Origin of the sequence: Arthrobacter sp. GCM10027362, assembly GCF_042679445.1 — a bacterium.
Taxonomy (GTDB): Bacteria; Actinomycetota; Actinomycetes; order Actinomycetales; family Micrococcaceae; genus Crystallibacter.
Genome location: NZ_JBHTML010000054.1, coordinates 1 through 22,081 on the forward strand (window position 1 = coordinate 1; position 22,081 = coordinate 22,081).

The 22,081-nt window shown below is 68.2% G+C and carries 20 protein-coding genes, 1 tRNA gene and 1 pseudogene; 7 read left to right on the top strand and 15 right to left on the bottom strand.

Features of this window, described 5'->3' with window-relative positions:
• The 7 genes from ACFQ36_RS10125 to ACFQ36_RS10155 all read right to left on the bottom strand — a co-directional run.
• On the bottom strand, positions 1 to 942 hold a 942-nt coding region (locus ACFQ36_RS10125; protein ID WP_377013209.1), incomplete at its 3' end, for a protein kinase.
• A gap of 24 nt (positions 943 to 966) precedes the next feature.
• Positions 967 to 2,841 carry a protein kinase gene (locus tag ACFQ36_RS10130; RefSeq protein WP_377013211.1) on the bottom strand — a complete coding sequence of 625 codons (1,875 nt, stop codon included), beginning with the start codon at positions 2,839 to 2,841 and terminating at the stop codon, positions 967 to 969.
• A complete protein-coding gene (locus ACFQ36_RS10135) occupies positions 2,838 to 4,286 on the bottom strand; it encodes a peptidoglycan D,D-transpeptidase FtsI family protein (protein WP_377013213.1) in 1,449 nt (482 codons plus the stop codon). The genes ACFQ36_RS10130 and ACFQ36_RS10135 overlap by 4 nt, the downstream gene beginning before the upstream one ends.
• The gene (locus tag ACFQ36_RS10140; RefSeq protein WP_377013214.1) at positions 4,283 to 5,710 is read right to left on the bottom strand and encodes an FtsW/RodA/SpoVE family cell cycle protein; all 1,428 of its coding nucleotides are present in this window, start codon (positions 5,708 to 5,710) and stop codon (positions 4,283 to 4,285) included. The genes ACFQ36_RS10135 and ACFQ36_RS10140 overlap by 4 nt, the downstream gene beginning before the upstream one ends.
• Complete coding sequence (locus ACFQ36_RS10145; RefSeq protein WP_377013216.1) at positions 5,703 to 7,307, bottom strand: protein phosphatase 2C domain-containing protein; 1,605 nt, start codon at positions 7,305 to 7,307, stop codon at positions 5,703 to 5,705. Before ACFQ36_RS10145 ends, ACFQ36_RS10140 begins: the two co-directional genes overlap by 8 nt.
• 2 nt (positions 7,308 to 7,309) lie before the next feature.
• Entirely contained in the window at positions 7,310 to 7,792 is a 483-nt protein-coding gene (locus ACFQ36_RS10150) for an FHA domain-containing protein (RefSeq protein WP_377013218.1), read from the bottom strand.
• Positions 7,792 to 8,520, bottom strand: coding sequence for an FhaA domain-containing protein (locus tag ACFQ36_RS10155; RefSeq protein ID WP_377013220.1), 729 nt, complete (start codon positions 8,518 to 8,520; stop codon positions 7,792 to 7,794). Before ACFQ36_RS10155 ends, ACFQ36_RS10150 begins: the two co-directional genes overlap by 1 nt.
• Before the next feature lie 375 nt (positions 8,521 to 8,895).
• Here ACFQ36_RS10155 and ACFQ36_RS10160 point away from each other — a divergent pair.
• Positions 8,896 to 8,978: transfer RNA gene (locus ACFQ36_RS10160), tRNA-Leu, on the top strand.
• A gap of 505 nt (positions 8,979 to 9,483) precedes the next feature.
• On the opposite strand, the gene ACFQ36_RS10165 is transcribed toward ACFQ36_RS10160, so the two are convergent.
• Positions 9,484 to 10,089, bottom strand: a complete 606-nt coding sequence (locus ACFQ36_RS10165; RefSeq protein ID WP_377013222.1) for a TetR family transcriptional regulator — start codon at positions 10,087 to 10,089, stop codon at positions 9,484 to 9,486.
• Between the two features lie 276 nt (positions 10,090 to 10,365).
• On the opposite strand from ACFQ36_RS10165, the pseudogene ACFQ36_RS10170 reads away from it, so the two are divergent.
• The 3 genes and pseudogenes from ACFQ36_RS10170 to ACFQ36_RS10180 all read left to right on the top strand — a co-directional run.
• Positions 10,366 to 11,196: pseudogene (locus ACFQ36_RS10170) on the top strand (MFS transporter); the annotation flags it as partial.
• Positions 11,197 to 11,287: 91 nt separating this feature from the next.
• Positions 11,288 to 11,749 carry a hypothetical protein gene (locus ACFQ36_RS10175; RefSeq protein ID WP_377013224.1) on the top strand — a complete coding sequence of 154 codons (462 nt, stop codon included), beginning with the start codon at positions 11,288 to 11,290 and terminating at the stop codon, positions 11,747 to 11,749.
• Between the two features lie 301 nt (positions 11,750 to 12,050).
• Positions 12,051 to 12,560: a CarD family transcriptional regulator gene (locus tag ACFQ36_RS10180; RefSeq protein ID WP_377013226.1), complete on the top strand. Its 510-nt coding sequence runs from the start codon at positions 12,051 to 12,053 to the stop codon at positions 12,558 to 12,560.
• 61 nt (positions 12,561 to 12,621) lie between these two features.
• On the opposite strand, the gene ACFQ36_RS10185 is transcribed toward ACFQ36_RS10180, so the two are convergent.
• The 3 genes from ACFQ36_RS10185 to ACFQ36_RS10195 form a co-directional block, all read right to left on the bottom strand.
• Entirely contained in the window at positions 12,622 to 13,212 is a 591-nt protein-coding gene (locus tag ACFQ36_RS10185) for a TetR/AcrR family transcriptional regulator (RefSeq protein ID WP_377013228.1), read from the bottom strand.
• Positions 13,213 to 13,373: 161 nt separating this feature from the next.
• Positions 13,374 to 14,543, bottom strand: a complete 1,170-nt coding sequence (locus ACFQ36_RS10190; RefSeq protein WP_377013230.1) for an NAD(P)/FAD-dependent oxidoreductase — start codon at positions 14,541 to 14,543, stop codon at positions 13,374 to 13,376.
• 2 nt (positions 14,544 to 14,545) lie between these two features.
• Complete coding sequence (locus ACFQ36_RS10195) at positions 14,546 to 14,731, bottom strand: ferredoxin (RefSeq protein ID WP_377013232.1); 186 nt, start codon at positions 14,729 to 14,731, stop codon at positions 14,546 to 14,548.
• Positions 14,732 to 14,923: 192 nt separating this feature from the next.
• On the opposite strand from ACFQ36_RS10195, the gene ACFQ36_RS10200 reads away from it, so the two are divergent.
• A complete protein-coding gene (locus tag ACFQ36_RS10200; RefSeq protein WP_377013233.1) occupies positions 14,924 to 15,898 on the top strand; it encodes a LysR family transcriptional regulator in 975 nt (324 codons plus the stop codon).
• 179 nt (positions 15,899 to 16,077) lie between these two features.
• Complete coding sequence (locus ACFQ36_RS10205) at positions 16,078 to 17,256, top strand: cytochrome P450 (RefSeq protein ID WP_377013235.1); 1,179 nt, start codon at positions 16,078 to 16,080, stop codon at positions 17,254 to 17,256.
• Between the two features lie 383 nt (positions 17,257 to 17,639).
• Here ACFQ36_RS10205 and ACFQ36_RS10210 read toward each other — a convergent pair whose 3' ends face one another.
• Positions 17,640 to 18,248 (bottom strand): TetR/AcrR family transcriptional regulator, encoded by a 609-nt coding sequence (locus ACFQ36_RS10210; RefSeq protein WP_377013237.1) that lies wholly within the window; start codon positions 18,246 to 18,248, stop codon positions 17,640 to 17,642.
• 247 nt (positions 18,249 to 18,495) lie between these two features.
• On the opposite strand from ACFQ36_RS10210, the gene ACFQ36_RS10215 reads away from it, so the two are divergent.
• Positions 18,496 to 20,121 (top strand): MFS transporter, encoded by a 1,626-nt coding sequence (locus ACFQ36_RS10215; RefSeq protein WP_377013239.1) that lies wholly within the window; start codon positions 18,496 to 18,498, stop codon positions 20,119 to 20,121.
• Positions 20,122 to 20,452: 331 nt separating this feature from the next.
• On the opposite strand, the gene ACFQ36_RS10220 is transcribed toward ACFQ36_RS10215, so the two are convergent.
• From ACFQ36_RS10220 to ACFQ36_RS10230, 3 genes are all read right to left on the bottom strand, one after another.
• Complete coding sequence (locus tag ACFQ36_RS10220; protein WP_377013241.1) at positions 20,453 to 21,133, bottom strand: DUF6766 family protein; 681 nt, start codon at positions 21,131 to 21,133, stop codon at positions 20,453 to 20,455.
• 82 nt (positions 21,134 to 21,215) lie between these two features.
• Positions 21,216 to 21,644 carry a hypothetical protein gene (locus tag ACFQ36_RS10225; RefSeq protein WP_377013243.1) on the bottom strand — a complete coding sequence of 143 codons (429 nt, stop codon included), beginning with the start codon at positions 21,642 to 21,644 and terminating at the stop codon, positions 21,216 to 21,218.
• Between the two features lie 105 nt (positions 21,645 to 21,749).
• Positions 21,750 to 21,965 carry a CDGSH iron-sulfur domain-containing protein gene (locus ACFQ36_RS10230; protein ID WP_377013245.1) on the bottom strand — a complete coding sequence of 72 codons (216 nt, stop codon included), beginning with the start codon at positions 21,963 to 21,965 and terminating at the stop codon, positions 21,750 to 21,752.
• Positions 21,966 to 22,081 lie beyond the last annotated feature (116 nt).

Consider the following 22,081-nt stretch of genomic DNA (forward strand, 5'->3'; position numbering starts at 1 on the left):
GGCGGGGCCGGCGGCGGCGAGCTGGGAGGTGGCGGCCGCCTGGGTGGGCAGCGCCTGGGTCGGTCCCGCATCCGGGCCTGCCGGCGGTATTCCCGCGCGGGCGGCGCGCAAGGCCGCACCGAAGGCGGCGGCATCCTGGAACCTGTCCGCCTTGTCCTTCTGCAGGGCGCGCGCAAGCACCGCATCCAGTGCAGAGCTGACCATGGGGTTGTACCGGCTCGGCGGCTCGGGCAGCTCGCGGACATGCTGGTAGGCCACCGAGACCGGGCTGTCGCCCACGAACGGAGGCCTGCCCGCCAGCATTTCGTAGAGCAGGCAGGCGGCCGAATACAGGTCGCTGCGGGCGTCCACGGCCTCGCCCCTGGCCTGCTCCGGGGAAAGGTATTGCGCGGTGCCAATGATGGCCTGGGTCTGGGTCATGGTGGCCGCCGAGTCCGCCAGTGCCCGGGCAATGCCGAAGTCCATGACCTTGACGTTCCCTTGGGGGGTGACCATGACGTTGGCCGGCTTGATGTCGCGATGGACAATGCCCGAGCGGTGGCTGTATTCGAGCGCGGAGAGGACCCCGAGCGTATATTCCACCGCCTGGTCGCAGGTAAGGTCCCCGGACTTGATCAGCTCGCGCAGGGTGCGGCCGCTGACATATTCCATCACGATGAACGGCGTGCTGAGATTGTAGCCGCCCGGCACCTCATGCTCGCCCGTATCGTAGACGGCCACGATCGCCGGATGGTTCAGCCCGGCAACGGCCTGGGCCTCGCGCCGGAACCGGGACTGGAACATCGGGTCCCTGGCCAGATCCGGGCGCAGCTGCTTGATGGCCACGGACCGCCCGAGCCGGATGTCGCGTCCAAGGTAGACGTCGGCCATGCCGCCGCGGCCGATGAGCTCACCAACTTCGTAGCGCCCGTTGAGGATCTGCGGCGGATTCACAGGCTGCATTCCTTCCACGATGTCGTTGCCCGGCTAATCGTCGCGGGGCGGGTTCTGGCCGGTATCCTCGGTGGGCTCATCGGTCGGTGTCGGTTCCGGTTCGGCCGGCGGGGTGGTTGTCTTCTCCTCCTCCTCGGCCGGTCCTGAGGAGACGACGTAGCCCACTGCGGCACCCTCTTCAAGCGGGGAGCCTTCCGGCGGAACCAGCCGGATGACGGTGCCGGCCGGGAAGTCGGAGCTCGGCTCCTCGCCGGCCTTCTGCGGCTTGAAGCCGGCATCGCGCAGGGCGGCCCGCACGCTGCCTTCGTCCGCGCCGACGAGGCCCCCGGGAACGGTGGCCGTGGCCGGGCCCTCGGAATAGGTCACGGTGATGGTTTGGCCCTCGTCCACCTTCCCCTTGGGGCTGATGTCCAGCACCAAACCTGCGGGGGCCCGGTTCTGCACCGGGTCCCCTGTCACCCGGAAGCCCATGGACTGCAGTTCGGCCCTGACGTCCTCGAACGGACGGCCCTGGTAGCTGGAGGCGATCAGCTGGATGGTCCGGGTGGTCGGTTCCTGCGTGGGGGTCTGGGTGGCCCTGGGCGTGGCGCGGGTGATGGTCGGCTGCGCCGAGGCACTGCTGGCCGTGCTCCGGGGCTTGGCCGAGGTAGTGGTCGTTGGGCCGCCTTCGCCCGATGTGAGCGTCGGCAGCAGCCAGGCGCCCAGGACGGCGAAGAGGATCAGCAGGACGAGGGCCACCAGCGGCCAGGTCCAGGGACTGCGGCCGCGCCGGCGCGGCTGGACACGTGGAGGAGTCGGCGGCACGTCCGGGTCGTCGACGTCGGTATCGCGCCAGGCGCGCTCGGCGGCCAGCGGCCGGGTTCCGTCATCGGTGTGTACCACCGGCAGCTGTGAGGTGCCCGGGCTCATGGCCTGCGTGGCCTGCGCTGCCTGCGGGCCCGCGGATTGGCCGCCCGCGGACTGGGCACCCAAGACCTGGGTGCGTTCCACATCGGGAACGGCCTCGGTGACGGCCGTCATGGCCCCGGTGGGCGCCTCGCTGCCGCCGAACAGGAGCATGCCCGGAACGGCCGCTTCCGCGGCGCGGATATTGCCGGCGCGGATGGCGTCGGCGGCCTCGGCCAGCTTCTCCGCGGTGGCCGGGCGGTCGGCGGGATCCTTGGAGAGCATGGACATGACCAGGGCACGCACCGGGCGCGGCAGGGTCTCCGGCAGCGGCGGAGGCGTGTCATTGACCTGGGCCAGGGCAATGGCGATCTGGGATTCGCCGGAGAACGGCCGCGAGCCGCTGAGGCATTCGTAGGCGATGACCCCGAGCGAGTAGATGTCGCTCTGCCCGGTGGCCGTCTGTCCGGTGGCCTGCTCCGGGGCAAGGTATTGGGCCGTGCCCATCACCTGTCCGGTGGCGGTCAGCGGAACCTGGTCCGCCAGCCGGGCAATGCCGAAGTCGGTGATCTTGACCCGGCCCTCCGGGGTGATCAGCAGGTTGCCCGGCTTGACGTCGCGGTGCACCAGGCCCTGCTGGTGCGCAATCTCCAGCGCCCGCGCGGTCTGCGAGACCAGGGACAGCGTCCGGTCCGGGGAGAGCACGCGTTCGCGTTCGATGATGGCCGAGAGCGGCTGGCCCGGGACCAGTTCCATGACCAGGTACGCCGAGCCGGCTTCCTCGCCGTAGTCGAAGACGTTGGCGATGCCGTTGTGGTTCAGCAGCGCCGTGTGCCGGGCTTCGGCACGGAACCGGTTCAGGAAGCCTGGGTCGCCGGTGTACTCCTCCTTGAGGATCTTGATGGCAATGATGCGGCCGAGCACCTGGTCCCGGGCCTTCCAGACCTCGCCCATGCCGCCAATGGCGATACGTTCAGTGAGCTGGTATCTGCCGCCTAATGTGATACCCGATGTAGGCCTCACTTGTTTAACACCGCCTCTAGGAGTTGCTTAGCGTTCGGACTGGTCAGTTGGGAACCGGTTTGGAGTTCGACGTCCTGGATGACGATGGAGACCACGGCCTGGGGGTCGTTCGCCGGCGCGAAGCCGGTAAACCACGAGTTGTTGCCCGCGCTGCCGGCCAGCAATTCCGCCGTTCCGGTCTTGCCCGCCACCTGCACGCCCGGGATGGCTGCGCCGCGGGCGATCCCCTGGTCCACGGCGTTGACCATCCACTGGCTGATCTGGCGGGCATTTTCCGCCGACAGCGACTGCTGCAGCTCCTCGGGCTTGGAGCTCTGCAGCACGCGCAGATCCGGGGCCCGGACCGTGCGGACCAGGTTGGGTTTCATCAGCTTGCCGTCGTTGGCGATGGCGCTGGTCATCATGGCCACCTGCAGCGGGGTGACCCGCACGTCGTACTGGCCGATGGCGGCCTGGGCCAGCAGGTCCTGGCTCATGCCGGTGGGGAACTGGCTGGCGGTCACGTTGACCGGGATGTTGTAGGACTGGCCGAAGCCGAACTTGCGGGCCTGCTCGGCAATGGCGTCCTCGCCCAGGTCCCAGGCAATTTGTGCGAACGGGGTGTTGCAGGACTGCTCCAGGGCGAAGGAGAAGTCCGCCTTGGTCCGGGCCCCGCAGCCGCCGTTGACATAGTTCGGCAGCGTGACGTTGGTTCCCGGAAGCTCGATCTCGGCAGGGTTGTCCAGCACGCTGTCCGCGTCGTACTTGCCGGACTCCAGGGCGGCTGCCGTGTCCACCAGCTTGAACACCGAGCCCGGGGCGACCAGCGACTCCGTGGCCGGATTCAGGAACGGGGAGAGCCCGGGCACCTCCTCCAGCGAAGCCATATTGGCCACGACCTTCTCGGAGTTGTGGCCGGCGAGCTTGTTGGGGTCGAAGCTGGGCTTGGACACCATGGCCAGGATGTTGCCGGTCTTCGGCTCCATCACCACGATCGATCCCTTGACGCCGTCCGGCAGCAGGTCCCAGGCCAGCTGCTGCAGCTGGGGGTCGATGGTCAGCTCCACCGAGGCGCCCTCGACCTGCGCGCCGGAGAAGAGCCGGACAATCCGGTCGTAGAGCAGCTCGCTGCCGCTGCCGGAGAGCTGGTCATTCATCGCCGACTCCAGCTGGGTGGCGCCGTAGACGAGGGAGTAGAAGCCGGTCAGCGGCGCATACAGCTGCGGGTCGTTGTATTTGCGCTGGAAGGCGAAGCCGTCATTGGACGGTACGGATTCGGCGATCGGGTCCCCGTCCACCAGGATGGCCCCGCGGTTGATGTCGAAGTCCTTGTACAGCGTCCGGCTGTTCCAGTTGTTGGCATTGAGGTTGTCGGCCTCGAAGAACTGCACCACCGTCAGCGAGCCGAACAGCAGCGCAAACATGGCCACTGCCACCACCCAGGTGTTGCGGATTGCCTGGTTCATCGTTGCTCCGCCTCTCCCGCACCGGCCGCCAGCCGTTCCTGCTCCCTGCCCCTGCGCCGTCCGGCCCGGCCCGACGTGCGCCCCTCGGCCAGGCCGGCGGCGGGGGCGGGCCGCCGGGCCGCATCCGAAATCAGCAGCAGCAAGGCCACGATCAGCCAGTTCGCCAGCAGCGACGAGCCGCCCGCGGCCATGAACGGCGTCGTCAGGCCGGTGAGCGGAATCAGCCGGGTGACGCCGCCGATCACCACGAAGCACTGCAGCGCCAGGGTGAAGGACAGGCCCGTGGCCAGCAGCTTGCCGAAGGCGTCCCGGGTGCCCAGTGCCGTGCGGATGCCGCGGGAGATGAGCAGCAGGTAGAGCATGACGATGGCGGAAATGCCGATCAGGCCCAGTTCCTCACCGAGCGCGGCGATGATCATGTCGCTATTGGCGAAGGTGACCAGGTCCGGGCGGCCCTGTCCGAGCCCGGTTCCGGTCAGTCCGCCGCTGGCCAGGCCGAAGAGGCCCTGGACGATCTGATGGCTGCCGCCAGGCGCGTTGTAGACCTCCGGATCGAAGGCATTGAGCCAGCCGTCGATCCGCGCGGTGACATGCGGAAACAGCTGGAACGCCATGAAACCGCCGAAGGCGATCATGGCCAGCCCGATCAGCACCCAGCTGATCCGGCTGGTGGCTACGTAGATCATGGCCATGAACAGCCCGAAGAAGAGGATGGCCGAGCCCAGGTCGCGCTGGAATATGAGCACGCCGATGCTGACCAGCCAGGCTGCCAGCATGGGGCCCATGTCCCGCCAGCGCGGCAGCTGCAGCGGGCCGATCTTCTTGCCGGCCAGCAGGATCAGGTCCCGGTTGGTGGATAGATACCCCGCAAAGAATATAGCGAGGGTGATCTTGGCGATCTCGCCGGGCTGGAAGGTGGCAAAGCCGAGGTTGACCCAGATCCGTGCACCGTTAAGCTCCATGCCGACCCCGGGCAGCAGCGGCAGGACCAGCAGGAATGCGGACAGGATCAGCGAAATATACGTGAAACGGCGCAGCACGCGGTGGTCCTTCAGCAGCAGGATCACCGCGATGGCGACGGCGGCGGCAATGCCGGTCCACATCAGCTGGCGGGCTGCGGCGGTGGTTGGCGGGTCCATCGCGACGTCGAGGCGCTGGATCATGGCCAGCCCCAGACCGTTCAGGGCGGTCACGATCGGAAGCATGACCGGATCGGCATATTTGGCGCGGAACCGCAGGACCAGGTGGACGGCGAGCACCAACACGGCCAGGGTGAGGCTCTGGACGTAGAAGTCGCGGCTGAAGCCCTGGTCCTGGTCCAGGCCCGCCAGCGCGTTGGCTCCGACACCGACGGCGAGGGCCAGGATCAGCAGCAGCAGCTCCGCGTTGCGGCGCGGCTTGGGGGGTGTCAGGATGTCACTCATTGGGTCCACCTAGGCATTCGGGCGGAACGGCGGCACCGGACTGCCCGGTGGCAGCCGGCGTGGCGCTGGTGCTCGCCGCCGTCGGCTTGGCCGCAGCCGTGGGTTTGGCAGTTGTGGTGGGTTTGGCCGCAGCCGTGGGTTTGGCGGTTGTGGTGGGTTTGGCCGCAGCCGTGGGTTTGGCGGTTGTGGTGGGTTTGGCCGTGCCGGGCGTGGCTGTCGGCGACGGCGGGCAGTTCTGGCTGGAGACGCGCAGCTCCTCCACGATTTGTTCGGCATGGCCCAGATCCCGCGCGGCCACCCCGGAGTTCAGGCGCTGCTGGGTGTAGGGCGGCAGGTTCTGCAGGGGGATGTTGTACACCTTGTCGACGTGGGAGAGCTGGAGCGGGCCGACATTTTGTGACACACCGTTGAAGATTGCGACCCGGCCGTCCACCTGGCTGACGTAGTACTGCGTTTGGGTCCACAAGTAGCCGAACCACATTACCACTGCCAGGACCAGTGCCATGGCGGAGAGGAAGGCCGGGATCAGCCAGCGGCGGCGCGGGACGGCTTCATGCTCCGCCGTTTGGCCCGGCTCCTGGTCCGGGGCGTTGTGGGTGAGCAGGGCGGCGGCGCGGCGTTCCTTGGTGCGCTTGGCAACGATGGGAATCTGGCCCGTTTCGGTGGCCAGGGCCGCGGCACCGACCAGCACGTGGGGCCGGGTGGCCAGGTCGCCGCGAATGGCGGCGGCGAGGAACTGCTCGTCGTCGGACCCCGGTTCCGGTCCGACGACAACGGGGGCGGGCGCCGGACTGCCGGCCGGGCCGGGACCGGATGCGGGGGAGGCGACGGCCGACCCGGATGCCAGTCCGACAGGTGCGGTGTCCGGAGCGGCTTCGGAATCGGCCACCTCGACGGCAACCACCGTGACATTGTCCGGGGCACCGCCGTCGAGGGTCAGTGCCACGAGCTTGTCCACGATTTCCTGCAGGCTGCCGGCGCTGCGCATCACCTGCCCGATGACATGGTCCGGGACGACGGCGTCCAGCCCGTCCGAACACAGCAGCCAGCGTTCGCCCGGCTCCGCCGGATACGTGGCCAGATCCAGCTCCGGGCTGGCGTCCACGTCCCCCAGCACCCGCATCAGGACGTTGCGGTGCGGGTGGATCGCGGCCTCCTCCGGACGGAGCCGGCCCTCGTCGATCAGCCGCTGCACAAAGGTGTGGTCCTTGCTGACCTGTTCGAAGACGCCGTTCTTCAGCCGGTAGGCCCGGGAGTCGCCGATGTGCGCGAACTCCAGCACGCCGTCGTGCAGCAGCAGCGCGGTGACGGTGGTGCCCATCCCTGCCAGCATGGGGCTGGTCTTGACCAGCTCGGAGAGGATTGAGTTGGCGGCCTGGATCTCGTCCGCCAGCACATTGGCCGGATCCTCGTGGCCGGCCTTGTCCAGATGGACCAGATCCAGCACCGTGGAGGCGGACGCGACATCGCCGCCGGCATGGCCGCCCATGCCGTCCGCGACGACGGCCAGATGCCTCCCCGCGTACGCGGAGTCATCGTTTTTGGAACGTGCCTTGCCGACATCCGACCGCGCCGCATAGCGCAGGATCAATGCCATCCCTACGGCCTCAATTCAATGACCGTCTTACCGATCCGGATGGGCACGCCGGGGTCGACCGGCAGGGCGCGGGTCAGCTGGGTATCCCCCAGGTAGGTTCCGTTGGTGGACCCCAGGTCCTCGATGAACCACCGGCTGCCCTGCGGAAACAGGCGGGCATGGCGGCCCGAGGCATAGTCGTCTTCCAGGACCAGCGTGGCCTCCTGGGCGCGGCCAAGCAGGATCGGGCTGGCCGCCAGATCCAGGGTCGTGCCGGCCAAGGGCCCTTCGGTGACCACCAGCTTGCGGGCCTGGACGCGCGGGGCCGGCGCCTGTTCGGCCGCCAGTTCGGGGTTCTTGCGCACCTGCCTGGCACTGGGGGTACCGGTCTTGGTGCGGGCGCCGATCAGCAGGTCCCGCCGCATGGCGGAGACAACGCCGAGGATCATGATCCACAGCAGGATCAGGAACCCGAAACGCAGGGCGGTGACGGCAAGATCGCTCATCAGTGCCCGCCGTTCGCCGAGGGCATCAGGCGGAAAGTTATGCGGGTGCGGCCCATGGTGATCACCGAACCATCCTGGAGTTCTTCCTGTCCTTCAACCCGTACCCCGTTGACGTAGCTGCCGTTGGTGGAGCCCAGGTCCACCGCAGTGGTGATTCCGTTGACGGTGCGGATCTCCAAATGGCGGCGGGAGACACCCGGGTCCTCGATCAGGATGTCCGCCTCGGAGGAACGGCCCAGAATAATGGACGGGGCATTGAGCGAATAGCGCTGGCCCTCGATTTCCAGTACCGGGGTGAGCCGGACGGGCTGGCGCGCCGGTGCCGCGGGGCGGTGGGGCCCTGCCGCGGCCGAGCCGGATTTCTCCACGGCGGAATCCATCTCGAATTCGCCGGCCTTCAGTTCCCGGTCCCGGACGAACGACACGCGCACGGGCCCCTGCAGGGTGTACTTCTGGCTGTTGACATGCTTGATGGCAACGTCGCAGAGTTCTTCTGCCAGGGTGGGGCCCCATTGCTCGGCAAGGGCATAGTCGGAATCGCTCAGGCGGACCGTGAAGACGTTCGGAGCCAGGGTACGGCCCTGGTCCAGGGTCATGGAGCGATTGTCCAGTTCCCGCCGCAGGCGGCTGGCGATCTCCACCGGCTGGACCTGCCCCTTGCCGCCGGCAGAGAAGGCGCTGCGGACCATTTTTTCAATTCCGCGCTCGACGTTATCCAGCAGGCCCACCGGCTGCCTCCTCTCCCTAGCTCTCGTGTCGCCGGGCGCGCGTAAACACACGTCCCTGGGACTTAAGTCCCTATCGATACTACTTGGGGGACCTCCAAAAGGCCCTAATCGGAAACGCAGCCATCCCGGGGAAAGTTGCGGCGGCTGCATGGAAGTGGCCAAGCTCACAGTCTGGAACCCGCCCGAAGCGGCGCCGCTGCGGACGTGGAAATCCTTGAAAATCCGCGGAAACCCGGGGTTTTGCCGCGGGTTTTCCCCGGGTTTCGATCCCGTTTAGGTTTTTCGGGCAGTTTCAGGCTAGTATTGATCTCGCTGTTCGAGAGGAACGCGGCCCGGGGAAACGCGGGACGGGTTCGGATGGGACAGGCAGACTGCGCGCGAGTGGCGGAACGGCAGACGCGCTGGCTTCAGGTGCCAGTGTCCGAAAGGGCGTGGGGGTTCAAATCCCCCCTCGCGCACGCAGAGATGGTTTACGAATCGTCTCGATCCCAGTAACGAATTCCCCTCCCGGCTTCGGCCGGGAGGGGAATTTTCGTTTTGGCCCCTCCCGCGGTGCGATCGCGATGCCGGCTTCGCCCGCATGAATGACAGGCCGAAAGTCGAAGGAGGCGCACACCTGGCAAGCGTTCGGTCCGGCGTCATCGCCCTGGACCTGAAAAGGCGGGCGAGGAACAGGCCTGTTGTGCGCCGGACCCCACCTCCAGCGATTGCTGCCCCAACGGCGGGAATCCGGCCGAGGGATCCGGCGGCCCCTGCGGCTGTAAACCCCGGACGGGAGCGACCGCAGCCAGGGTTGTGGGCCTGATCACCGGGGCGGCCCTGGCGCTGCAGGGGAAACCTCCGGAGCGGCGCCGGTCAATTCCTGGAACTAAGAGCTTTCGAGCAACCCTGCCCGGGGAACGGGCGAGCGCCGAGGTGCCCGCGGGTGCGGACGTCCGCCCCTGCCGCCAGCCTGCAGCCGTCTCAGCCGACGACGCGCCGCAGTTCCTCCCGGCAGCGGCGGTAAACCTCCACCGGATCCCGCACCTCGCCCTCGAGTGCGAGTTCGCCCCAGCGGTCCCAAGACGTGCGCCACACGGCCACGGCCAGCTCGGCGACCAGCAGCACGGTCATCGGGTCGCGGCCCTGGAACTGCTCCGCGAGACGGGCACGGAGACGAGCGGCCAGGGCCCGTTCCTGCGAGGCTGCGAGCGCCTGCAGGTCCGGCTCCCGGGCCAGCAGCCGCACGACGCGGCGGTGCTCTTCCAGTTCGGGGTCATTCTCCCCGGCCATCGCGGCTTCTGCCGCTGCCTCGACGTCCCGCAGGACGGAGGGCAGATCCGTACCGGTGACCGCCAGGGTGTCGATCATCCGGAGCAGGCGGCGCTGGCCGGGCAGGGCGGCCTGCTCCTTCGAGGTGAAGTACCGGAAGAACGTGCGGTGGGAGACGCCGGCCCGGTCGGCAATCTGCCGGACGGTTGTCTCGCGGACCCCCTGTTCCTCGAACAGCTCGAGGGCGGCCTGATGGATTTCCTCGTGGGTATCGAGGCGGCGCCGGGTGAGCAGGGTGTGGCGGGCGTCGTCGTTCATAGGGTCCTTTGCGGCACTCGGGGTCCGGTGATGATGGGCACATTCGAACGATAGCACACCGTGCCACTATGGCACAGTGTGACATAGTTTGTGTGCACATCAACCATCAGGAAGGTATTCATGCCAGACGTCAAACACCGGGAAGAGATCCCGCCCGGAGAGATGCACGCGGTGGCCGATCACGGCGCGGAAGCTGCACTCGCCCTGGGGCCGGAACGGCCCACGACCAAGCACGTGGCCTTGATGATCACCGTGCTCGTGATCTCCGCGCTGATCATGATCCTCAACGAGACAGTCCTCAGCGTCGCCCTGCCCAACCTCATGGCCGACCTGTCGGTGGGGGCCGCCACCGCGCAGTGGCTGACCACCGGGTTCATGCTCACCATGGCCGTGGTCATCCCCACCACCGGTTTCCTGCTCCAGCGTTTCACCACCAAGGGGCTGTTCTCGGCTGCGCTGCTGCTGTTCCTGGCCGGTACGATCCTGGCCGCGGTCGCTACCAGCTTCTCGATGGTGCTGCTCGGGCGCATCGTCCAGGCCGGCGGTACGGCGATCATCCTGCCGCTGCTGATGACCACGACCCTCACCTACGTCCCGCCGGCCCACCGCGGCACGATCATGGGGCTGAACTCCGTGGTGATCTCCGTGGCCCCGGCGATCGGCCCGACGCTGTCCGGCATCGTGGTCAACTCTCTCGGCTGGCGCTGGGTGTTCGGCCTGATGGCCCCGATCGCCGCCATCGTCTTCGTGCTGGGCCTGGTGCTCATCAAGACCACCGGCCAGACTCGCAAGGCCCCGCTGGATGTCGTTTCCGTGATCCTTTCGGCCTTCGCCTTCGGTGGGCTCGTCTACGGGCTCGCCTCGGTCGCCGCCCTGTTCCAGGGTTCCCGGGCACCCGTGGCGGTGCTGGCGGCCGGCGTAATCGCCCTGGTGCTGTTCGTGGTGCGCCAGGTGCGCCTGCAGCGCGGCGCCGACTCCGCCCTGCTGGACCTGCGCCCGTTCTCCGTGCCCAACTTCCGGATCTCCCTAATCATCGTGATGGTCTGCATGGCCACGATGCTGGGCACCGTCATGGTCCTGCCCATCTACCTGCAGAACGGCCTTGGCATCAGCGTCCTGACCACCGGCCTGCTGATGCTGCCGGGCGGCCTGGTCCAGGGCATCCTGTCCCCCGTTCGTCGGCCGGATCTACGACAAGGTGGGCCCGGGTCCGCTCGTCATTCCCGGTGCGATCCTGCTGGCCGGCGGCCAGTGGTGGCTCAGCACCGTGGGCACGGACACCTTCGTGGGACTCGTGGTGGCCATGCACCTGGTGTTCTGCATTGGCATGGCCCTGCTGATGACCCCGCTGATGACCGCCGCCCTGGGCGCGCTGCCGCAGAACCTCTACGGCCACGGCAGCGCGATCATGAACACCCTGCAGCAGCTGGCCGGCGCAGCCGGTGTGGCGGTCCTCATCGCCGCCATGACCATCGGCGCCGGCGCGGCGGTTTCCAACGGCGCGGCCGAGGCCGCCGCCCAGATCCTCGGCACGCAGGACGCGTTCCTCGTCGGCGGCATCATCGGGCTGGTCGCCGGCGTGTGCTCCCCGTTCGTGCGGCGCCTCCATGCGGAAGCCGGCCGCAAGGAAGCCGACAGGCAGGAAGCCGTCGGCGCCTGATCGGTCAATAGGTGCCGGCCGGGCCGGAGGCGGGAAAAACCGGTCAGGCCGGGCCTTTGTGACCGGTGTCTCCCCGGAACATCGGCAGGCGCCGTGAAATAATGGAGGCAGTCAAACTCGCGGGTCCGGGCGCGGCCATCCATGTGGCCGCGAATCGGCCCGCGCGCCCACCGGCCGGCCCGTGGCAGGCACCGACCCTGCCTGTCCGGGTGGTGGGACGACCGTCTGGCGTGATTACCCCGGGTATGTCCGGCCGTTGATGTCGAGTATGGCGCTGGTACGCACCCAGAGGAACTTTCCCATGCGTTTTGCTGAAGGTCAGACCGTCGTTCATCCCCACCATGGCCCCGCCACCGTCCGGGGCATCCGGACCCGCAGGGTCCGCAACGCCGAATCCCGCTATGTCATCCTCGATGTCCACCACGCCAATCTCACGGTGGGGGTTCCCCTCCGGAACGCCGGGCTGCTCGGACTGCGCGACGTGCTCGGTCCCGGGCCGCTCGGGCAGCTTTTCGAAGTCCTGCGCGGCCAGCCGGGTCCGGAGGAAGCCCGGTGGTCGCGCCGGCACAAAGAGGACCAGGAGCGGCTGCACACCGGCGACATCTTCATCATCGCCGGCGTGGTCCGCGACCTGGCCCGCCGCCGCGAGCGCCGCGGCCTGTCCCATGCCGAGAAGGATCAGCTCAAGGAAGCCAGGAAACCCGTGGTGACGGAGATCGGGCTGTCGCTGGGGCTGGGCGCCGGCGAAGCCGAGGAAGTGCTCGAGGCAGTCCTGCGCGGCGAAAACCCGGCCGTTTCCGCATCCGCCTGACCCCCTCCTCCCGGGCGGGTCAGGCGGGAGGCCCGCCCGGGAGGAGGGGATGGTCCCGGCCTCACTCCTCGGTGAGCAGGTGGCACCAGGAATCGGTGAGCGTCTCCAGGCAGATTCCGCGGTCGATGGTCCAGCCCAGGCGGAACCAGCGGCGCGAGAGGAACTCGAACTGCCCGAAGGCCAGCATGCAGCGGATGCGGCGCGTGGACGGCTCGAAGCGCCCGGCCCGGTCCAGGCCTTCCTGCATGGACGCGGTCACGTCCTCGAACCACGACTCAATCTTCTTGGCGACCTCGGGTTCTCCCGCCGCGGCCTGGTGGGCGGCCAGGATGTAGGGGCGGATGACCGCCCACTGGTCGAACTTCTTGTCGAGCCAGGCGCGCACCAGGTCCCGCCGGCCCAGCTCGACCACGGTCGAGAGGGGAGGGTCGTCCACCCCGGTGAGGATTTCGTCCACCGCGGTGATCAGCTCGGACATCAGCTCCGCCTTGGACGGGAAGTGCAGGTAGAACGTCGTCCTGGTGGTGCCGGCCGCCCCGGCAATGTCGTCGATCGTCGTGGCCGCGTAGCCCTTGGCTTCGAAGAGCTCCAGACCCCTGGCCAGGAGCAGCTGCCGGGTCTGCTGCTTTTGCGCTTCGCGAAGGGTTGCCATGGCATTCAGGATAGCCGAGCTTCCACGAAGGCCGCCGAGTGGTTGCCATGAAATTTCACCTGACAAAATGTTGTAAGACCGGTGCGGTCCGCTGCCCGGCCTGCCCGGCATCACCGGCAAAGCTCCCGGCCCTCGCGGACCTGGCCCCCGGTCGGTGAAGGTCAGGCAGCGGAGGACCCAGCTGGGGAACCGGCCTTGCTCAGGCGGCGCAACTTTGGGATGGGGATCCGGTAGTTGATTGCGACGGCGGTGCCCGTGCCGTCCTCATGGGACCAGCGCATAATCGCCCCGCCTTCGTGGGGATCGCCTTCGCTGAACCCGGGCATGCCCGCCAAGGGCAGGAAGCCGCTCGCTTTCAGGTTGAGGCCGAACTGCTCGGTCCAGAAGTACGGCTGGAAGTCGAGCTCCGGAGCCTCATCGCCCTTGACCAGCGCCAGTGCTGCAGCTTTGCTCTGCTCGATGGTGCTGGTCCAGAGCGGAATCCGGCCCACGCCGCGCGCGGTCGGGAAGGCGGCCACATCCCCGGCCGCCACGATGTCCGGACGGAGGCGCCCGCGGGTGTCCACCTCAAGCCGGCCGTGGGCGAGCAGCCCGCTGGAGGCGAGCCACTCGGTGTTCGGCACGTCGCCTACCGCGCTGACCACCAGGTCGGCGCCGAGGCGCGAACCGCCGGCCAGCTCCACCACCGGATGCCCGCCGGCGTCGTGCAGCCCGACGGCCTGTGACGGGGCGAGCTTGAGTCCGCTGCTCCGCGCCGCGGCGAGGAAGACCTCGGACAGGTACGGGCCGAGCTGCCGGGCCATCGGCCGGTGGTGCGAGACGAGCGTCACCTCGCAGCCCACGGAGAGGCAGCCCGAGGCGATCTCCATGCCGAGGGCGCTTCCGCCGACCACCACAACCGACGGCCGGTCCGCGAGCCGGTGCCGCAGCGCCAGGGCGTCCTCGAGGTTGCGCAGCGTCAGCTCATTCCCGTTGGCGGCAATGTTGCCGTCCCCCAGGCGGCGCGCCCGTGAGCCGGTGGCGATGACCACGCCGTCGTACGGAAGGGAGCTGCCGTCGTCGAGAACCACAGCCTTTTTCTCCACGTCGAGCCGCACGGCCCTGGCGCCCAGCAGCTCGCGCGCCTCGTGGGTCGACGGAGGCAGCCGGTGGGAGGCCATGTCCCCGGCGTCAAGCAGCGCGGCCTTGGACAGCGCGGGGCGGCTGTACGGCGAGTGCTGCTCGTCCCCGACGATGGTGAGCTCGCCGTCGAAACCCGCGGTCCGCAGGGAGTCGCCGGCCGTGAGGCCGGCGATGCCATTTCCGACGACGACGATGCGTTCCGGCCGCATGCTCACGCCAGCCGAAGGGCGGCGACCGGGCAGACGCGCACGGCGGCCTTCGCCGCCTCCAGGTCGCCGTCGACCTGCTCGACGTCAAGGACCAGTTCTCCCTCATCGTCCAGGTGCATCAGCTGCGGCGCGACTTCCTCGCACAGGCCGTGCCCTTCGCAGCGCGGCCGATCCAGGATGATGTTCATTTCTTTCCTCCGCTGATTCTGCGTGGCCTGTCTCACAGGCCGGGTACTGGAAGCCTCTCAGCGAAGGACATGTTCGGCAAATGAATACTTTTTATCGGTGATGTGCACAGCGTGAATAGGTTGTTAGGCTGGGGGCAACCGGCGCCGGATGGACCGCGCTCGGAATTGCGCCCGGAATTACGGAGGTGTGCGATGCCGTCACCGGAACCCCTCGGGGACAACCGTGCGGACTCCGCGAGGGATGCGGACCTGGCGCGGCTGGCCTCCGTTGACCTCAATCTGCTGGTGCCGCTGCTTGCGCTGCTGGAGGAGCGGTCCGTGACCAGGGCCGCCGGCAAGGTCGGACTGTCGCAGCCGGCGATGAGCCACGGGTTGAACCGGACCCGGCGCCTGCTCAATGACGAGCTCCTGGTGCGCCAGGGCCGCGGGATGGTGCTCACGCCGCGGGCCGCCGAACTCATCGCGCCGCTGCGGCAGGCGCTGCAGCAGACGGCGCGGATTGTCAGCGCTTCATCCTTCGATCCCGCCGTCGACACCCGGCTGATCACCGTGGCGATGACCAACAGCACCGCCTTCGTGATCGGCAGCGAACTCAGCCGGCTCCTGGCGCAGCGGGCGCCGAACACCGTGCTGCGGCTCCGCACCACGAGCGTCGCGACCAGCGCGGCGTTCGCGGAAGACGCCGCCGACGTCGTTTTGCTCCCCGAGGCGTTTCCCTCGCCCTATCCACGGGAGCGCCTGTACGACGACCGGTGGGTGGTGGTCGCGTCGTGGAACGAACCCAGGGAAGCCGACGCCCTGGAGCTGCTGGAGAAAGTGCCCCACGTGTTTCTCGACGCGCCCTCGGAGCGCCTGCGCCCCTACGAGATCCTGGACGAGAAGAAGATTCCGTACCGGGTGCGCCAGCGCGTATCCGACTACCTGTTCATTCCCCACCTGATTGCCCAGGCCGGCGGCGGCGTGGCCGTCCACCGGTATCAGGTCGGACTGGAATTCGAGGGCCGGTTCGACCTGCGAGTGGAGGAGTTTCCGTTCCCCATCGAGGCCCTGGGTATCGATATGGTCTGGAACCCCTGGCTCGCCGAGGGCCCGTTCAAGGCCTGGCTGCGCGAAATTCTCATCGAGGCCGCCGAGCCGCTGCGGGCCCGCTATATGCCGCCCCGCTGAATCATTCAGCTTCTGCATGGAATCCATGCTGATTATTCACTTCCCGATGGGCATTGGTAGCCGTTGAATGGCAGTGGCGGTGCTGTGAGGCAGGTCTCACCACCCCAAGACGACCAAGATTCGCCCGGAACCCCTGGCTTCCCGGCCTGCGGATCCCGAGCCACCACGTGAGGTGCCTAATGACTGTTGAGACATCGGTTTCATCGAAGATCGACCTGTTTTCCGATGAGGTTCTGCTGGACCCGTACCCCTTCTTCGCCGAACTGCGGGAACAGTCCTCCGTGGTCCGCCTCGAAGCGAACGGGGTCTGGGCGTTGACCCGCTACCAGACCATCCGCGACGCGCTGGCAAACTGGGAAGTCTTCTCCTCGAACGCCGTGGCCTTCAACGACGACATGAACGCCGCCCTCGCCGGAACCAGCCTGGCCACGGACCCGCCGGAGCACCAGCGCCTCCGCGCGGTCCTGACCCAAAACCTCACGCCGCGCGCACTCCGCGGGCTCAAGGACGGCATCGACCAGAAGGCCGACGCCATGGTGGCCGGGCTGGTGGAGCGAGGCTCCTTCGACGCGGTCGACGACCTCGCGAGGGCGCTGCCGCTGCAGGTGGTGGCCGACCTCATCGGCGTGCAGGGGGAGGCCCGCGAGAACATCCTCCGCTGGGGCGATGCAGCCTTCAACGTCCTGGGACCGATGAACGAGCGGACCGTGCGGAACTTCCCGATCGCAGGCGAGCTGTTCCGGTGGTGCCTCGGCGTGCAGGCCACGGACCTGGCCGAAGGCAGCATGGGCCGCGCCATCTTCGACGCCGCCGAACGCGGCGAGATCCCGATGGAGAGCTGCGGGCAGATCATCCACCAGTACCTTGCCGCCGGCATGGACACCACCATCGCCTCGATCGGCAATGCCATCGCACAGTTCGCGGCGCACCCGGACCAGTTCGACCTGGTCCGGGAGGACCGCTCCCTCATCCCGTCCGCGTTCAACGAGGTGCTGCGTTACGAAGCGCCGGTCCACGCCTTCGCACGGCTGGTCAAGAAGGACATCGAGATCGACGGGACGCCGATTCCCGCCGGCTCCCAGGTAGCCATCCTCTACGGCGCCGGCAACCGGGACCCGCGCCACTACGAGAACCCCGACGCCTTCCTGGTCAGGCGGAATCCGATCGACCACCTGTCCTTCGGCTACGGCGTGCACAGCTGCGCCGGGCAGGGCCTCGCCCGCCTCGAGGCCTACGCCGTGATCGATGCCCTGGCCCGCCGCGTGCGGCGGCTGACCGTTGGGGAGCCGGCGCGCCAGATCAGCAACATGACCCACAGCCTCAACAAGCTGCCGGTCCTCAAGGTCGATCCTGCCTAAGGTCCGTTGGGTGAGCGCCAGGCTCCGCGGGCGTTCAGCTGGAGGGTGGCCCAGGCGGCAATGGTGTTGACGAGCAGCAGGAAGACCAGCACCGATATGCAGGCCGGTCCTGCCAAGGGGCATGGTGAGGAGGTCCCGGGCGTTGCCCGGGGCCTCCTCCTTTTGGGGTGCCGGCACGTCCGGCGAAGTATTCAGCGTCTCGGCGGCGCGGGTTCACTCCAGGCGCTGCAAAGAAGCACTCCGCAGCGACGTCCTGCCGGCCGTGCAGGATGCGGGGAAGGTAGGCTGCGTGCCGGGCAAGGTTGATGGCCGGGTCAACAGACAAGCGGGAAGACGCGCCGCCGGCAGTTCAAAGAAACAGCCCGCGGTTCAGGAGGCACACCCTAGCCCGCGGAAGGGCGGACCTCCTCGGTGAGCAGGTGGCACCAGGAATCGGTGAGCGTCTCCAGGCAGATTCCGCGGTCGATGGTCCAGCCCAGGCGGAACCAGCGGCGCGAGAGGAACTCGAACTGCCCGAAGGCCAGCATGCAGCGGATGCGGCGCGTGGACGGCTCGAAGCGCCCGGCCCGGTCCAGGCCTTCCTGCATGGACGCGGTCACGTCCTCGAACCACGACTCAATCTTCTTGGCGACCTCGGGTTCTCCCGCCGCGGCCTGGTGGGCGGCCAGGATGTAGGGGCGGATGACCGCCCACTGGTCGAACTTCTTGTCGAGCCAGGCGCGCACCAGGTCCCGCCGGCCCAGCTCGACCACGGTCGAGAGGGGAGGGTCGTCCACCCCGGTGAGGATTTCGTCCACCGCGGTGATCAGCTCGGACATCAGCTCCGCCTTGGACGGGAAGTGCAGGTAGAACGTCGTCCTGGTGGTGCCGGCCGCCCCGGCAATGTCGTCGATCGTCGTGGCCGCGTAGCCCTTGGCTTCGAAGAGCTCCAGACCCCTGGCCAGGAGCAGCTGCCGGGTCTGCTGCTTTTGCGCTTCGCGAAGGGTTGCCATGGCATTCAGGATAGCCGGGGTTGTTACTACGATCACTAAGTTACCTCTATGGTTTTTAACTTGACAGCTTGTTGTGTGAGTGGCAGCCTTGTTGCATAAATCACAACCGCGTGTGATCGCGACTACGCGACGAGGACTTCCATGGCTGCCCCCGGGCGTCGGCACCGCCCCGGCAGGGGTCTGGCTTCTCCCGGCACCACCAGCGCCACACCTTCTGTTCGATCTCGTTCACCAACAAGGAGTTTCCATGAGCCACGACCACGGGACCCGGACGTCCTCGCCCCAGTCCTACCCGCCGCCCCAGGCCCCGGCGGAGGCGGCGCAGCCCGGGAACGCCCGCACCAGGGGCACGCTGGCCGCGGCTTCGCTGGCCGTGATGGTTGCACAGGTCGCCAACGCCCTTCCCGGCGCCCTCAATGGTGAATTCCAGCTGACCTTTAATACGTTCGGCTCGCAGCTGACCTGGATCACCGCCGCGTTCATGATTCCGGTGGTCGTCTTCGAGCTGACCTTCGGCGTCCTCGGCGACAAGCTCGGCCACCGCAAGCTGGTCCTCGGCGGCGCCGTGCTGGTAGTGCTCGGTTCGCTGGTCTGCACGTTCTCGCCAAGCGTCCAGGCGATGTGGGTCGGGTCGGCCCTGAACGGCCTTGGCGCCGGCGCAATCTTCCCGGCGTCGCTGGCCCTGGTCGCTTCGGTGGCGCGAAACATGCAGGAACGCGTGCGCGGCATTGCCATCTGGGCGGGCTTCCTCTCCGCCGGCTCCGCGGTCTCCCCACTGCTCGGCGGCGTCTTCGCCGGCTTCGGCTGGTGGCGCGGCGCCTATGCCGTGGTGGCACTGGTCAGCGTCGCCGCCATGCTGCTGACCATCTTCCGCTCCGCGGAGGCGAAGGTCGCCGAGGGCCGCCGGCTGGACATCTGGGGCCAGATCACCTTCGCACCCGGCCTCATCCTGGTGCTCTTCGGCCTGGTCCAGGGGCCGGAAGACGGCTGGGGCACCACGCATGTCGTCGCTTCGCTCATCACCGGCGCCGTGCTGCTGGCGATCTTCGTGGCGATCGAGTTCCGCGTGGAGTCGCCGCTGCTCGAACTGCGCCTGTTCAAGATCCGGCAGTTCACCGTGTCCTCCATCGTGGCCGTCGTCGGCATGTTCGCCTTCCTGGGCGCCTGCTTCTCCACCAGCATGTGGCTGGGTCCGGTCCAGCACCAGAATCCGCTGTTCCTCGGCCTGCTCTTCCTGCTGCTGCAGGGCCCCACGTTCGTGCTCATCCCGGTGATCTCCCGGCTGCAGCAGCGCATCTCCTCGCGCTGGCTGATGACCTTCGGCTTCCTGTCCATGGGCGCCGGAGCGCTGATGAATTCCACTGCCGATGTGACGAACCGGGACGTCGGCACCTTCGTCCTGCCGTCCCTGCTGGTCGGCCTCGGCTTCGCCTTCACGCTCAGCCCGATGACGGCGATTGCCGTGAACTCCGTGCCGCGCCGGCTGACCGGCATGGCCAGCGCCACCACCAACCTGCTGCGCGACCTTGGCTTCGCCCTCGGACCGGTGCTCGTCGGCGCCATCGCCCTGAGCGCGGCCGGCGGCCAGCTGATCGCTTCGCTGCAGACCTCCGGCCTGCCCGCCGACCAGCTTGGCCCGGCCATGGGCATCGCCCAGGCCGGCGGGCCGATCGCGGTCAACAGCCTGCCGGAAGGCGTCCCGGGATCCGCCGCGGGCCAGTTCGCCCTCGAGGCACTTGGCAGCGGTTTCTCCCAGGCGTTCTTCATTGTCGCCCTCGCGGCCCTGGCCGCCGCGCTGCTCAGCCTGTTCGGGCTGCACGGCGTCACGGACACGGAGCCCGAAGGCGGGCAGGAAGCCGCCGTCGTCCATTAATGCCGATCCCCAAGAAACTCCTCCAAGTAACTTTGGAGTGGAGAACGGCAGGACGAAGCCCGTCCTGCAAATCATCAGCGGCGGCACCTGCGGCGGGCTGCGCGCCGCGGAGGGCCGGTTCAACCCCGCGCCGGTGAGCGAGGACTCGGCGGCGGCGCTGCCGGGCGAGCTGGATACGCCCACCGCAGCTCTGCGCCCGCTGCGCGAAACCCGGCTGGCCGTGGCGCAGGCCTGGCCCAATGCCCGGTCCGGTTCGGGCGAACCGGACCGGGCAACCGCCGGCCCTGCGGGATGCCCTTCCCGGTGGCCACGCCCGGGTTGTCCTGCCGCATCAGCCCTCGACGTTGGTTTCTTCGTGGGACGCGCCCACAGGCTTGGACTCGGGCGAACCCCGCTGCCGCAGGTAGACCGAGAGGACCACCATGGACCATACGGCCAGGAACTCGGACTGCCAGTTCTGCAGCGTGCGGTTCCAGAATTCGGAAGACCCCAGATATTCCACCCAGCTGCCCGGATCCTGCAGGTTCGCCAGCTGCTCGGAGGCATAGGCGCTGAAGCCCGCGATGGACTGGGCCAGCCAGGACAGCAGGAACACCGTGCCCATGACCAGGCCCAGGGAATTGGCGTACACCTTCGTTTTCAGCCCGCCGGCCTTCGCCCACTCCGGCGACTCGGGCTTGGCGTGCGCGCCGAGCAGCTGGTCCTGGTCCGATTCGGTGCCGATCTTGTCCAGATCCTTGGACTCGGGCGAGCCCTTCTGGACCAGCCAGACGGTCAGCACGATGAAGAGCAGGAACTGCAGGTACTCCGACTGCCAGTTCTCGGTCACGTCCACCGCGAAGTTCGAGGAGGTGATGTACTGGCCGAAGCTGATTTCCTCGAGGTTGTTGGACATCTGCTGTTCGTTGAAATAGGCCAGGCCGGAGAAGGCCTGGCCGATGAGCGAGGCCAGGAAGAGCAGGCCGAAGGCGATGCTCAGGCCGTTGGTGACGAGCGGACTGTGTTTCTTCATCGGGCCAGCACCCCGATCGCGATCATGTAGGCCAGGCCCACGGTCAGGGTTCCCAGGCACAACCAGAATGCCCAGCGCATCTTCAGTCCCCCCTTACTTGGCAGCGGTAGGGCCGTTCGCCGCGGCTGGTGCAGCCGGCGGCGGTGACCAACCAGCGGTCCCCGGAACGTGTCAGGAAGAGCGTGTCGCCGTCGAGCTTGACCTGGGCTTCGCGCCCGAAGGCCTTGCTCGCCAGCACCTTCGAAGCCTTTGCCAGGCCAAGGCCGGACAGCTTGCGGGCACACGTTCCCGGGCTGCCGTTCTCGATCTCCTCCATGGTGCCCGGGGCCAGCAGGCCGCACGCTGCGGCGCCGTCCCCGGCGTCGAGCAGCCGGTGGAACTGCCTGGCCGTGGCCGCCGCCTCGTCGCTGCCCGGATTCAGCCCCGCGCAGCCGGCCGCCAGCAGCAGTACTCCTGCGGCGCCGGCCAGCCAGACGGCCGTGCGCCGGGGGCCGGACCTGCGCATCGCCATGTGTGCCTCCTTCGACCGTGCCGCCAGGCTGCAAGCCTCAGGGGGCATGTACCCACTGGGGCCGGGACTTATGCAGCGGAGACCCGGCCGGCCCGCTCTTCGAGGTCAGCCGCGGAAGCCGATGGCCTTGTGCGTGCCGTCGCAATACGGCTTGAGGGCGGACGCGCCGCAGCGGCACAGCGCCACCGTCTGGCGGTTGCGGGGCAGCGGGCGGCCGTCCGGATCCAGGATTTCGACGTCGCCGCGCAGCAGCAGGGGCCCGTTCGGGCAGACTATCAGGACATTGTCCGCCAGGTTGGCCGGCGTGGTTGCGGGGTCCATGTCATTCTCCTTGAGCGGGTTCGGCCAGGTGCCGGGACGGCAGGGGAGCGTGGGCGGACGACGGCGCGCGGAGCCGGCGCCGCAGCTGCGCCCGGGACGAGCCGGCGCGGGGCATG